Origin of the sequence: Pelagicoccus mobilis (assembly GCF_016595505.1) — a bacterium.
GTDB classification, from domain to species: domain Bacteria; phylum Verrucomicrobiota; class Verrucomicrobiia; order Opitutales; family Opitutaceae; genus Pelagicoccus; species Pelagicoccus mobilis.
Genome location: NZ_JAENIL010000006.1, coordinates 161,054 through 174,270, shown reverse-complemented (window position 1 = coordinate 174,270; position 13,217 = coordinate 161,054). Strand labels below are relative to the sequence as shown.

Genomic DNA, 13,217 nt, shown 5'->3' with positions numbered 1-13,217 from the left:
CGTATGATCGTGGAAAGCGCCATTCTCAGAACCGTACCTATGAAATTTTCAGCAATCTTATTGTGCTTGATTTTACCCATCGCATCGGCTGTCCAAGAGTCGAGCGATTCATTGCTGCGAACTGAGGAGATTCGAATCAGAGATCCGTTTATTTATGCAGATTCTGATACCCAACTCTACTACATGTATGCTCAGATGGATAATCGTCTGGGAGGTAGAGGTGATGATAGTAAGCCCAAGGGGGTCGAGGTATATATAAGTTCGGATTTGGAGCATTGGCAGCATCCGAAAACGGTGTTGCTCATTCCTGAGGAGTTTTGGGCTCGAAACATGGTATGGGCTCCTGAGATGCATGAATACAATGGGAAATACTATATCTTCACTACTCTAACATCATCGGAGTTTCTAGAGGGGCAGTCTAAGCCGAGGGATGAGGAATTTTGGCCCGAAATGCACAAACGGGGAACGCAGATTTTTGTCTCGGAGTCTCCATTGGGACCGTTTCAGCCGTTTGAAAACAAGGCTCATACTCCCGAAGACTGGATGGCCTTGGATGGTACCTTGTATGTCGAAGATGGAATCCCCTACATGATTTTCTGCCACGAGTGGGTACAGGTGGTCGATGGTACGATAGACTATGTGCGCCTAGAAAAAGATCTGTCTGGCCCTGTTGGCGAACCTAAGAAGATGTTCGCGGCATCGGATGGCGAGTGGGTTTCGAGGAGGGAATGGAAAGTTACCGACGGTTGCTATATGTATAAGACGATGGAAGGAACGTTGCTTATGATATGGTCGAGTGATGGAGAAAAGGGATATGCAGAAGGATACGCTGTAGCGATCGCGGAGTCCGAATCTGGTAGATTGGAAGGCCCGTGGGTGCAGCAGGAGGAACTCTTGTTCAAGAATCAGGGTGGCCATGGGATGATCTTTAGAACTTTTGATGATAGGTTGATGCTCTCGCTTCATGCTCCCAATGGTCCGCGGGGCGACGAGCGCTTAAGGCTGATCGAGATCGAAGATACTGGTAGCTCTCTTCGCAAAAAGTGACCGCTCGCTTTGCATGCTGGGCATTCGCCTGTGTTTCCGATTATTCTTGGAAAACGTAACTCCTACGTTGTATTCAAAAATCAAAGTCAGGAAGGTCGCTGCTATCGTCCTGACGACCCAAAACTGTGAATTGGCCATCGGGGACGAAGGCCGCTACCTTTGCGCTCGGTCCTTTTTGGTAGCGGCATAAGTCGTTCAAGCAGCCTTTATGGGTTCTAATAGGGCTGCGAGCTATCTTGTGTTTAAGCGTTGTGGCTAGAAGCGCTTGGAAAGTTGGATGCCATAGCGTCTCGGTGGGGCGTAGTCCACCACGGCGACGTCGCCGCCGAAGCGATTGGCTCGGTTGAGCCGAAGCTCGTCAGTTAGATTCGAGGCAAGCAATTTGATAGAAAAGTTGTCGTCGCGAGGGTGCCAGGAGAGCGAGGCATCGATAAGGGTGAGGGAAGGTTGCTGCGCGAATTGATAGGGTTCGTCGTTTGCTCGGTAGCCGTCGTTATAATGTATAGAGATTCTGGGGACAATACGACTGTCGTTGGCTAAGTGATGGTCGTAACTCGCAAATAGCGATACGGAAAGGTCGGGGGAAAAGGCGACTTGCGTGTCGTACAGCTGGAACTGGTTGGGAGTGTTGCCGATCGTTTTTCCTCCGGTTTGGAAGGGGTTGGAGGATACGAAATCGTCGTAGCGGCTATTTGCGACTGAGGCTCTTGCTCCCAGATGGAGTTCTTCGATCGGTAGCCAGTCGAATTCTATCTCGAGACCGGTGGAAGATATTGAGCCTACGTTGTCTACGACTCCGAGTGTTGTGCCGTCTTGGTCGATGAAGGTTGTTGCGAGGAGGTCTTCATATTCGTTGAAGAAGAGAGCGGCGTTGAGGCGAATTCGATCGTCGTCGGAGGTCCTTTTGTAGCCGATCTCGAACGCGGTCACCGTTTGCTCGTCGTATTCATCCGTTCCCGTTTTGAAATTTCCAGCCATGAAGCCGGTGGTCCCTGTGGCGTAGAGGAATGTCTGGTCGTCTACGCTCCATTCGAGTCCGGCTTTCCAGGTCGGGCGGTTCCACTTGTGGTCCGAGTCTTCCACGACAGGGCGAGTGAAAGAGAGGATCGTAGGCGTATCGGTATTAAGACCGACGAGCGACCATGTTCGATTGTCAGCGGTGTACCTTGCTCCGAGTATGAGGTTTAATGAGTCGGTGATCTTGCTGGAAATTTGAAAGTAGGGAGCAAGGGACTCAGTCTGCATCCTTAGCTCCTCCATCCAGCTTGCCCATTCGTTTCGCGGAGGGGCGGTGGGATCGGGAGCGTTGTTGACCAGAATGGAGAGTTCTCGCCAAAGGTAGGCGTAACCCAAGTCCTCCTTGAGATAATACACTCCAAATATCCAGAGCAGATCGCGGTCGTCCGGGGAAATCAGCTGGAGCTCGGCGGTGCTGGTTTGCGAGTCCATACGTTGGCCACCGGCCGTTGAGTTGTAGGTTGAGAAGTCACCATCCTCTAATCTTTGGTCGAAAAAGTCTGAGTGCCCGAGAATGAGTCGCGCTTTGATTTCGTCGAAATTCTGCTCCCATTCGAGAAGGAGAGAATTCTCTTCGATCAGCTGTTGGGAAGGGTAGTCGCTATTGATCTGATAGGGATTTAACGATGCTTCAGCTGCTCCGTCGTTTTGAGGCGTATTTGCGAAGTCCATACCGGCTCCGGTTGTGCCAGTGGAGTTACCGAGCGTTTCGGACTTTCCGATGAGTGGAACAAGAGTGCCGAAAGGGCTGGTGAGGCCGCTTGCCGCATCGATTGGAATGCCGATAGGTTTGTATCCAAATGAAGCGTACCCGTTTGAATCTTCCTCCCAACGCTCGATTTTAATTCTTAAGCTGGTCTCTTCCGAGGGCGACCAAAGGAATTGCCCGCGAGCGAGGAACCCGTCCCGGTCTCCGAGCGATTTTTCGGAGTCGTAAAGATTTTCTATGTAGCCGTCCCGTGTGGTGTCGGCGATGGAAAAGCGAAAGGCTGAAGTATCGCCGACCGGTAGGTTCGTGAAGACTTTGGCCTCGACCAATGAATCGCTGCCTATGGAGAGGCTCGCCGCAGACTCCGTCGTCCCCAGCTCTGGTTTGTGGCTGAGTGCGTTTGTGGCGCCGCCGTAGCTGTTACGTCCGAAAAGGGTTCCCTGCGGTCCGCGAATGAATTCGACGCGCTCGAGGTCGAGGTAGGGGCGCATGGTCTGGGCGTGTCGGCTTTGGTAGACGCCGTCGTTGTAGGAGGCGAGAACGAGGTCGTTGTGTTCGACCTGCTGGGTTCTGGCCCCGCGCATCGCGGGCCTAGGGTCGTATCCAGAACGTCCGATCACTAGCCCGGGAACTTGAGACTCTAGGTCTAGGAAGCTTTCGATTTCCCAATCAGAGAGGTTTTGACCTTTGATTGCTGTTACTGAGAGCGATGCTTTTTGCGGGTCTTCCTCACGCTTTTGGGAGGTGATTTTGATCTTCAGCAGTTCGTCCAGGCTCAGGTCGAAAAGATCTTGGCCGAGTGTCATTAGCGGCATAGTGGCCGCAAGCATAAGCGTCATTTGGGTCCGCGCAGGCATGGGTACGAAAATGGATGGGGCAAAAGTCGTTCGTTCCTATCCCGCACATGAATTTGCGAGAGATTCACTGCTAAGGCACCAGATTTCGATAAGATGTCAAATTCGGCTGGAATTTTCAGGCGGACCTTTTGAAAGGGAGAAGGAATTGCGACTTCCTGAGCCTGAACTCTTAGGTGCTTAAAGCAATTTGTTTTGGCTTATCACTTCCTTGTACCAGTGGGCGGTGAGCTTGGGAATTCGTTTTTGCGTGGGATAATCAGTATAGCAGAGACCGAAGCGTTTGGTGTATCCGTCCAGCCATTCAAAGTTGTCCATGAAGGACCATAGGAAGTAACCATGGATCGGGTTTCCGTCTAGGATGCCTCGGTTCAGTTCAAGAAGGCATTGTCTGACGTATTGGCGACGGTGCAAGTCGAGGATTTCTCCTTCTGGGGTGGGCACGTCGTCGTAGCCAGCCCCGTTCTCAGTGATGTAGATCGACTCTATGCAATAGAGCTCCTTGAGGAATTTGGGTCCCCAGTAGAGGGCTTGGGGGATAAGCTTCAGCCAGTCCGCATCTGCGGCGGGGTACCCATCTGGAAAGGGGAGGATGTCGAATCGAGAATCCGTGCCCGCCCTGCAATAGACGCCCGTGTAGCAGTTGAGGCCGAAGAAGTCCATCGGGCTACAGATGATTTGTTGATCCTGAGCTTCCATATCAGCCGCGTTTTCTTTGGCGATGCTATGGTAGAGTTCCCCGTAGCCACCTGAAAGCAGGGGATCGGTGGAGCGGAAATTCAGATGACGGAATGCGGTTGCCGCGGCGCTTGCGTGCGCTGAGGTTTCGAGAAAGGGTACTGGGATGGTGCTATCGTCAGCGATTCCTACTCGAGCGCCCGGTCCTCCATGTTCACGGATAGCCCCAACGGCGAGGCCGTGGGCGAGGAGGGCGTGATGGTAGGTTTGGTTGACGACTTTCTCGCTTTCAACGATTCCAGGAGGACGAAGCACATCTCCGTAAGCAAGAACCGTAAAGCAGCGCATCTCGTTTAGAGTGATCCAGTTTTTGACATGATCGCGAAACGCTTTGACGGCTGATTCGGTGTAACGAAGGAACGAATACGCGGTCTCTCGATTTCTCCAGCCTCCTTTGTCCTCAAGCCCTTGAGGAAGGTCCCAGTGGAAGAGAGTGACCCAGGGAGTGATTCCGTTTCTTTCGAGCGAGTCGAAGATGCGTTTGTAAAAGTCGAAGCCCTTGAGATTGGGCTCGCCATCCCCCGTTGGGAATAGCCTTGGCCAGGCGATAGAGAGTCGGTAGTCTTTGATACCCATGCTCCGCATGAGAGCGAAGTCCTCTTCAAAGAGGTTGTAGTGGTCGCAGGCGACGTCGAGGTTCGCTCCCCCCTCGATCTTTCCAGGAATGCGTGCGAAGCGATCCCAAACCGATTCGCCTTTTCCATCCTTGAAGGCAGCTCCCTCGATTTGTGGGGCTGCGGCAGCAGTACCCCAAGTGAAATTTGCAGGAAACTGTAGTGAGTTCATAAATACTTATTGTTGTGTTGAAGCGGGTTATGTCCAAATCTAGGGCTGGACGGATTTTCTCTTTAAAATTGGCTGCTCAAGATAGGCAGAGATGGGAATGGGTGGGGCAAGCCATTGGTCTATTTGACGCGTAAAATTGATTTAGGAGCGCCTGACTCTATTGCGGTTGGTACTGGACGTGGGAAATGTGAGAAATGCTTGCTTGCCTAGGAGCATGAGCTGGTTTTTCGGCCATGAATCTTAGAGCAGATGGAATGAATTTAGAAGTTCACCAACGTTGGCAGATCTGTCTTTGGGTTGTCGTTTGCCTTTTTGTTTTCACAGAGATGAGGGGCCAGACCGATCCGAGTCGCTTTGAAGCGGACATCGTGGCGTTTGAGGAACGGGACCAAGAAGCGTTTCCAGCTAAAGGAGGGGCCTTGTTTGTTGGGAGTTCCTCGATTCGCAAATGGACGACGCTGGAGGCGGATTTCGCTGGCTACCCTGTGGTTAATCGTGGATTTGGCGGGGCACAGTTTAGCGACGTTATGTATTTCTTTGATCGTGTGGTGTTGGTCTATGAGCCGAGGGTCATTTTCATTTACGCAGGCAGCCACGACTTGAGGCGGAGCGATGGTGGACCGAAGGCGGTTTTGGAGAAGTTCATCGAATTTGAGAGTCGGGTGCATGCGGTCCTCCCGAACTGCCTCGTATGCTTTATCTCGATGAAGCCGAGTATACAGAAATGGGATACGATTGGTCTTGATCGGGAAGCAAATCGATTGGTGCGGAATTACACGGATAGTACCACTGGAACCGCCTACGTCGATATTTGGACGCCCATGATTGAGGAAGGCGAGCCGCCTCCTGAACACTTTTTCTTGCCCGACCTCAATCATCCAAGCGAGGAGGGGTATCGCGTATGGGCGGAAGCGATACGCCCGGTGCTGGAGGAGGTTTTCTGTCGTTAGGAAGTTCAAACCCTAATTGAAGCAAGGGGCTTGGAGGACTCGATGTCCTTCCTCTTTTCTATAATTGTAGGAAAGTCTCCGTAGGATCTTCACACACGGTAGGTGTGATTATGCGTTGGACTTGTCTAACGTATGCTGGAGTTGAATGCGCTGTTCATGGGGGAAGGCTGCTCACTTGAGTGAAGAGAGACTAAGAGTTGTCTATAGCGTTTTTTTCTTTGGAGAACAGGAATAGAGTCCGGTCGTTAATTATATTGGTGGGTTTCCAGCCTAGGGTCGTTGATATCAGGAACGGATAAGGTAGCCCCTTTGCGGTCCCTCTGCGTCCTTGCAACATCGGTGTGGATAAGCGGGCGTGGACTACGCCCTAACAGGGCATTATGGGAAGTGCTAGGAAATCTCTATTGGTACTGCGTTTCTCTTACTCAAGGAATGTGTAAATAGCACTTTAACGTTACAGATCGAACTGTACTGCAAAACGATCAAGGCGGTTCATATATCAAAATCTTTCTTTGGGGTATCCGAAGGATAGCAACGAGCCCTCCTTAAAATTCACAATGCTTATCAACAATTCCCTTGCAGTTCTCGTTTCGGTTTTTCTCTTTACATCCCATAGCTTTGCCAGTGAACGCAACCATAGCGCCTTGCAACCCAACATCGTTTTTATCCTTATTGACGATTTGGGAATTGACTGGGTTAGCGCTTATGGAGCTGCTCATAGCACTCCTAACATTGATTCATTGGCTTCTAAGGGTGTTCGATTCGGCACGGCTTGGACCGCTCCGATCTGTACGCCGAGCAGAGTGACAATACTGACGGGACGCTACAATGGTTACACAGGTTGGACTGAGCACTATGATGTGCCTCGGTGGGGTGGAGAAGGGCTCTCCGCGGATTTATTTCCAACCTGGCCTCAGTTGTTGGATGACGCGGGTTACACTACGGCAATTGTTGGGAAGTGGCAGATAAATGACCTGAGATTGGAGCCTGATATCCTCAAGCAGCACGGCTTTGACCGTCATTGTGTGTGGCCGGGGGTCGAATCAGACAATCCTCAGAGTGAAGAACGTTATTGGGATCCATACCTCCAGATTGATGGCGTGCGCCGCATCCATCGGGGTGCTTATGGCCCAGATGTTTGTCAGGCGTTCGCGTTACAGTTCCTTCGCGAAAACCATGATCGGCCTTTTTTACTCTTCTATCCCAAGATAGATGTGCACGACCCGATCGAGCCCACTCCATGGAATCGCGAGAATCCGCCTGATGAGTTGCCCGGCTTGTTTGGTGACGCGGTAACTTACATGGATCATCATATTGGCGAGATTCTCGATGAAATTGATGCTCTCGGAGTTTCTGAAAACACGATCGTTGTGTTTATGGGGGACAATGGGTCGCTAATTGGAGGAATCGTAAATGGTCGTCAATGGTCGCGGGGGAAGTCGTATACGACGAATGCTGGCGTTCAGGTGCCGTTGGTAGTAAGAGCTCCGATGTACACACGTGGGGGATGGGCGACCGAGGCTCTGGTTGATTCCTCTGACTTGTTTCCGACCCTGCTGGAAATGTCGGGCCTTTCCCAGGCAGGATTTCCAACCGATGGGCACTCCTTGGTGCCATTGCTGCAGCGGAGAGAGGACTACCGGCCTCGTGAATGGATATACGCGCAGCGCGGCGATAACAGAGTTGTGCGAGACCAACGCTACAAGCTCGATTCTGACGGACGTTTCTTCGATTTGAATCGCGATCCAGATGAATTAGAACCAATAGATCCCCATGGTTCAGTCGCGTCAAAAACCTCTCATGAGAAGCTGAGTTCGGTATTGGAGAGAATTCCAGCTACAGCGAAACCGCCTTTTGCAGAGTACTCCTCTGAGCGGCTCGAACAATATCTCGATAATTTGCGCAGGCAGAGGGATGGTGCGATAGAAAGGGAATAGACTGTCTGCCGGACGGACACTGGGAAAATGGGCCTGTGTGTTAGAGTGGATGCAGTAGCAGGGGGGGGCTTGGTTTCCGAGTTTCGAGAGCGTTAAACGGTTTTAAATATAGAGATACCCTATTGTGATTCGCTTGTTGACGTAACGATTTAAGCAAATCGTTGCATTTTAATGCATGTTTTAGCCAAAAAGATAGATATAAGAAATATGAAAAACCGTTTTTGCTTTTTTATCGTTGTTCTCAGTTCGCTAATTTTTACTCGTTTGGGTTTGGGTTCGTATGAACCTGAATGGGAGTCGTTAGATAAGAGGGAGGTGCCGGATTGGTGGACTGACGCCAAGTTTGGAATCTTTATACATTGGGGACCATACTCTGTACCTGCATTTACGAAGGTAGGGCAATATGCTGAATGGTACTGGAAAGATCTGAAGAGTCCGGGGCGGAAAGCTCATGAAGAAGTGTTAGGGTTCCACAATGACTTTTATGGAGCGAGCTTTACTTATCACGATTTCGTACCGAAATTTACGACCGAGCTTTTTGATCCGGATGAATGGGCTCAGCTATTTTCAGATTCCGGAGCTAAGTACGTAGTGCTTACGTCGAAACATCATGACGGTTACTGTCTATGGCCAAGCGATGAAGCAGATCGCTCCTGGGGGCGTCCTTGGAATAGCCTTGCGACGGGGCCACGGCGAGATCTATTGGGTGAACTTACGGCTTCGGTTCGAGAAGCTGAGCTAAGAATGGGAATATATTATTCACTGTATGAATGGTATAATCCGCTGTATGTTTCTGATGTGGATCTCTATGTAGAGAAACACATGATCCCGCAGTTTAAGGATGTGGTAAGCAGATACGCTCCTTCAGTTATATTCAGCGACGGAGAATGGGAGCATTCTGATAAAACTTGGAGATCTGAAGAGTTGCTTGCCTGGGTTTACAACGAGTCGCCCCGCAATGAGGAAATTGTCGTCAACGATCGTTGGGGTAAGGGCTCCCGGCATACTCATGGAGGATATCATACAACAGAGTACACCTCAGGGGTTGGAGAAACATCTGATCCGTGGGAAGAAAGCAGGGGGATGGGATATTCTTATGGCTTTAATCGTGCCGAAGCTATTGGTGATTACAAAACATCTCGCGAATTCATCTACATGCTTGTAGATATTGTGAGTAGGGGTGGTAACTTTCTACTTAATATCGGACCAACTGCGGATGGTCGTATACCCGTTATTATGCAGCAGAGGTTGATGGATATTGGCGAGTGGCTTGATGTTAACGGTGAGGCAATTTACGATACGAAGCCCTGGTTAGTCAGCTGCCAATGGTCTGAGGGTGAGCGACCCATTGAGAAAAGAGGGGAGTACATGGTTGAGTATGACATTTTGAAATTAACAGTGGAACCGGACGACGGAGTGGCCTACAAGGAAATTTGGTTCACTCAGAAAGATGATGTCTTATACTGTATCATGCCTCGGTATTCGGACGGTAAGATGTTTGTAGAGGATCTGACAGTAGAACCAGACTGTCAGATCACTCTACTAGGAATGAAGGAACCTCTTGAATGGACTCAGGCTGATCATGGGCTTGAAGTAGACCTTCCTGTAATGAACCCAAATTCCAAACCAAGTAAGTACGCATGGACTCTTAAGATTGACGGGTTGTCGCTCTAAATCTGCATGTATTACTGTAGTGCTTCACTCAGGAGTTTATCAAGTCAGCCTAAGAAACTGTCTACTAAGTGATTTTAAAACACTGATGTGCACTGATAACCACCGATATTTAAATGAACAGAATCCTGTTTTCTCTCAATCATCGATGTAAATCGGTGTCATCGGTGGTTCAATACGCGTTCTCATCAGTGTCGGAATTTTCATTTTCCGGACTTATTAGACAGTCCTAACGTGGTTCTGATCATGAAGCTGCTGGCTGAGGGAAGCAAGGAGAAGATCGCCTGAAGCAGCGGCAGCCACAAACGGGGTAGTTGACATTTAGATACCTTTAAGAAATAACCAAATAACGAATACGCCACTGCCTGAAGGTTCAGCTACCTTTTTGCGAAAGATTCCGGACACTGACTTTCGAGCAAAATGTAGGCTGGATTCATTCCTACCTCCGAATTGGATGGCTCAGGGCTCAAGACGGGGCGAAGGTCCCGCTTCAGCTTCAATCGCGATATTGAGCTGCGATGGGGGCGCTGCTCCTCGCATAGAAGCCCTGGAGTAGGCTGAGTGCTGAAAATGATTGCTGTAAAAACAGCCAATCGCGCAGTGAAATCGGGCGATGCGTTTTTGTATAAAGGTGGATGGGGGCGGGAATTGATGAATCCTTACTCAGCCTTTTCTGCCTGAAAACTCGATACCGTGGACTCGTCACGCTCGACCATTCCGATTCTTGCCGTGTGGCTCCACCAAGTTTCGAGTGCTTCCAAGAGCTCGTGGAGAATGGCTTGATGTGTGTGATCGTTCGCGAGGTTCTGCATTTCGCCTTCGTCTTCAGATAGGTTGAAAAGCTGCAGGCGCACCTCGCCACCCACCTCATATCGAATGAGCTTCCAGTGTTTCCAATTCACTGCTCGCTGAATATCGCGGTAGTGCGAAAAGTAAGGGGTGGGCTCCGTTACTCGATGTTCTCTTGGTTTTGTGAGCAGATCCACGAATGACTCTGCCTCCACTGTTGCCGGTATTGGGATGTCGAGCATATCGCAAAGGGTTGGAAATATTGAATAGGACGGTATATCGTTCTTGATTGGGTCCTGTTGGTCGACTCCGGGCCCCGCTAAGATCATCGGAACTTTAATACTATGCTCGTAGAGGTTTTGCTTTCCCAGCAAGCCATGGGATCCCATGGCAAGTCCATGGTCTGATGTGTAGATTATCAGTGTGTTTTCGTACTCCCCTGATTCTTTTAGCGCGCTAATGACGCGCCCTAGCTCGTTGTCGTGATGCTCGATGAGTGCATAGTAGTCCGCGGTTTGCCTCTGTACTTCGTCTTCGGTCCGAGGAAAGCTTGCCAGTTGTTCGTCGCGAATGAGTAGTTCGCCGTTGTCGAAGGGGTGCTCGGGCAAGAAGTTCTGCGGCAACTCTATGCGTTTGGCGTCATAGCGCTGCCGATACTCTTCAGGCGGGGTGCGAGGGTCGTGCGGGGATGTGAAGGCGAGGTAAAGAAAGAAGGGTGACTCGCCTTGTTCGCGCTTTTGCAAGAAATCGACGGCTCCATCCGCAAAAATTTGACTGGAGAAACCGGGGACCACGTGCGCTGTTTCCACTCCGTAATTACCCTTTGGACTGTAATCGTGCAGTAGGGGATTCTCGTGCTCGGACATTCCATCTAAGAAAATGTTGGTCCCTCCCACAAAGCTTCGGTTGAGCGACTTGGTGTCATTGTGCCACTTACCAACGACGTGAGTTATGTATCCGTTCTCTCTGAAAGTCTTGCCGATGGTCGTTAAGTCTTCGCGGATCTCTTGGTTCTCCGAATTGCACTGTGATCGGGGGTGTTTCAATGCTCGGTCAGGTGCTCTCCCTGTCATGATGGCGGCCCGGCTAGGTACGCAGACAGCAGGGTTGTGTCCTCCTCCAATGCGAGCTCCATTGATGAGGGTCCCTCGGTTTGCCAGGGCGTCTAAAACAGGTGTCGCGGGCCCTGATTCCCTGTTTCCAGCTATGCAGTCGGCGCGGTGGTCGTCTGCCACGATCAATAAGACATTGGGGCGAATAGTAACGGGCGAAGTAACCATGAGACCTGCACCATGGCCAGGTTGCTCTTCGGCCGGCAATTGGTCTCAGTGTTTAACAATAAAGTCCTTTTTGTGTGGCTCACACGACTGATCTGCAAGTTCACTTAGGTCTTCGGAGCGTTCCTCTACTTCGGGCTTTTTTTGGCTTTTCGGGGTGGTGCGGTCGGACCGTCGATCCAGTCGCCGTCAATGGTGGTTCCTGCTAAGCTATCAGGCATTCCGAAATCTGACCGAAGGAGACGAGAGTGAAGTAGGTCGATGCATGCAGCTCCCATTTCCTCACGGTGTTGATTTATGCCAGCGACAGGTTCGTCATTTACTTGTGTTTGCAGGCTGGCGAACGCGACGTCGTGAGGAATGGAGCGTCCTGATTCGAGGATGGCTTGCCAAAATTCGGGGGATGGGCTCAATACAACGTCAGGGTCGTATTGATTGATCCACTTATCGGTTTGCACCACGGGCAAACGAGCGTTCGGACTGCCCTCGACTATCAAGTTTGGTACCCGTTCTTTGGGGGCTTGATGTCTTATCTGCTGGATATACTGAGCGGCCTCCCATCGATTCTCGTTACGCTCGCTCAACCAGCTGAACGAGGCAAGACCCGGGCGATTATAGCCTAGGTTTAAAAGGTGATGCCAAGCTCGGGAGATGTCGGCGTAGTGATTGGGCGATACATGAGGAGTCGAGGGAAAATCGGAGTTTCTCTCCAAGGTAACTACCGCAAAGTGTTCCCAGGGGAAGTCTATCGCTGCCCATGGTAGAAGTATGGGGGCCAATATAACCCCTCTGATACCTCGACTCCTTAATATGTCTGCGGTCCGCTTGGCGTGAATTCCATTTTTTCCAATCCAAAAATGTTCTAGGCTATAGCCGAACTCTCCGGCCCGTTTTCTTGCTCCCTCCCAAGCTAGGCGCCCCACGCGAGAATCTATCCATTTCTCTCGGGTCTCCCAGCCGGTCACAAGTGCGAGGGCAGCTCTGATCTTTTTCGATTTGCTGCCTCGGTAATGGATTAGAGCGCTCAGGGCCGGGTCTGGTCGGTATCCCAAGCTGTCCGCGATTTTTCTAATTTGCTTCGCGTTTTCTTCGCTGATTCCGGGCTGGTTTCGCAGAGCTAAGGAAACGGCCATGACGCTAACGCCGGCTGCTTTAGCGACGTCCTTCTGGGTGACTTTGTTTCGGGAGGTAGGGCGGGGCATAAGGGGAGAGCTACTGCTTGCGGGGTCTGCTCTGTGGTTGTTTATCGAGCCGACCGTGGAATATTTAATGTTAAAGTCAAGGCGGCATCGCACTGACTGCTTGAGCTCAGTCTTAATGGTGGAGTGCTGCCTCTCCAAGTTCTTGGCAGTGCAAGCCCACCCCGCCCCTAATCGCATGAGACTTCAACAAAGGTTCCGAATCTGTACGCGCCACCTTGATCATTGGTCCGTGATTAGTCC

8 protein-coding genes are annotated in these 13,217 nt (G+C 50.8%); 4 read left to right on the top strand and 4 right to left on the bottom strand.

The window, feature by feature from the left end:
- Positions 1–39 precede the first annotated feature (39 nt).
- On the top strand, positions 40–1,047 hold the full coding sequence (locus JIN87_RS04585; RefSeq protein WP_200354349.1) for a glycoside hydrolase family 43 protein: 1,008 nt from the start codon (positions 40–42) through the stop codon (positions 1,045–1,047).
- Between the two features lie 255 nt (positions 1,048–1,302).
- On the opposite strand, the gene JIN87_RS04580 is transcribed toward JIN87_RS04585, so the two are convergent.
- Both JIN87_RS04580 and JIN87_RS04575 read right to left on the bottom strand, forming a co-directional pair.
- Positions 1,303–3,612 carry a TonB-dependent receptor gene (locus JIN87_RS04580; RefSeq protein WP_234033233.1) on the bottom strand — a complete coding sequence of 770 codons (2,310 nt, stop codon included), beginning with the start codon at positions 3,610–3,612 and terminating at the stop codon, positions 1,303–1,305.
- A gap of 195 nt (positions 3,613–3,807) precedes the next feature.
- Positions 3,808–5,151, bottom strand: a complete 1,344-nt coding sequence (locus JIN87_RS04575; protein WP_200354347.1) for a glycoside hydrolase family 1 protein — start codon at positions 5,149–5,151, stop codon at positions 3,808–3,810.
- A gap of 233 nt (positions 5,152–5,384) precedes the next feature.
- On the opposite strand from JIN87_RS04575, the gene JIN87_RS04570 reads away from it, so the two are divergent.
- The 3 genes from JIN87_RS04570 to JIN87_RS04560 all read left to right on the top strand — a co-directional run bounded on the left by JIN87_RS04570 (position 5,385) and on the right by JIN87_RS04560 (position 9,712).
- A complete protein-coding gene (locus JIN87_RS04570; protein ID WP_200354346.1) occupies positions 5,385–6,101 on the top strand; it encodes a GDSL-type esterase/lipase family protein in 717 nt (238 codons plus the stop codon).
- Positions 6,102–6,658: 557 nt separating this feature from the next.
- Positions 6,659–8,038 (top strand): sulfatase-like hydrolase/transferase, encoded by a 1,380-nt coding sequence (locus JIN87_RS04565; RefSeq protein ID WP_200354345.1) that lies wholly within the window; start codon positions 6,659–6,661, stop codon positions 8,036–8,038.
- 207 nt (positions 8,039–8,245) lie between these two features.
- Entirely contained in the window at positions 8,246–9,712 is a 1,467-nt protein-coding gene (locus tag JIN87_RS04560; protein ID WP_200354344.1) for an alpha-L-fucosidase, read from the top strand.
- 656 nt (positions 9,713–10,368) lie between these two features.
- Here the strand turns inward: JIN87_RS04560 and JIN87_RS04555 are convergent.
- On the bottom strand, positions 10,369–11,778 hold the full coding sequence (locus JIN87_RS04555) for a sulfatase family protein (protein WP_234033232.1): 1,410 nt from the start codon (positions 11,776–11,778) through the stop codon (positions 10,369–10,371).
- Positions 11,779–11,903: 125 nt separating this feature from the next.
- On the bottom strand, positions 11,904–12,977 hold the full coding sequence (locus JIN87_RS04550) for a LacI family DNA-binding transcriptional regulator (RefSeq protein ID WP_200354342.1): 1,074 nt from the start codon (positions 12,975–12,977) through the stop codon (positions 11,904–11,906).
- Positions 12,978–13,217: the final 240 nt, after the last annotated feature.

Bases quoted from the DNA above. Each gene is read 5' to 3' on its own strand.
- JIN87_RS04585 (WP_200354349.1), top strand. From the start codon at position 40: ATGAAATTTTCAGCAATCTTATTGTGCTTGATTTTACCCATCGCATCG.
- JIN87_RS04580 (WP_234033233.1), bottom strand. From the start codon at position 3,612: ATGACGCTTATGCTTGCGGCCACTATGCCGCTAATGACACTCGGCCAA.
- JIN87_RS04575 (WP_200354347.1), bottom strand. From the start codon at position 5,151: ATGAACTCACTACAGTTTCCTGCAAATTTCACTTGGGGTACTGCTGCC.
- JIN87_RS04570 (WP_200354346.1), top strand. From the start codon at position 5,385: ATGAATCTTAGAGCAGATGGAATGAATTTAGAAGTTCACCAACGTTGG.
- JIN87_RS04565 (WP_200354345.1), top strand. From the start codon at position 6,659: ATGCTTATCAACAATTCCCTTGCAGTTCTCGTTTCGGTTTTTCTCTTT.
- JIN87_RS04560 (WP_200354344.1), top strand. From the start codon at position 8,246: ATGAAAAACCGTTTTTGCTTTTTTATCGTTGTTCTCAGTTCGCTAATT.
- JIN87_RS04555 (WP_234033232.1), bottom strand. From the start codon at position 11,778: ATGGTTACTTCGCCCGTTACTATTCGCCCCAATGTCTTATTGATCGTG.
- JIN87_RS04550 (WP_200354342.1), bottom strand. From the start codon at position 12,977: ATGCCCCGCCCTACCTCCCGAAACAAAGTCACCCAGAAGGACGTCGCT.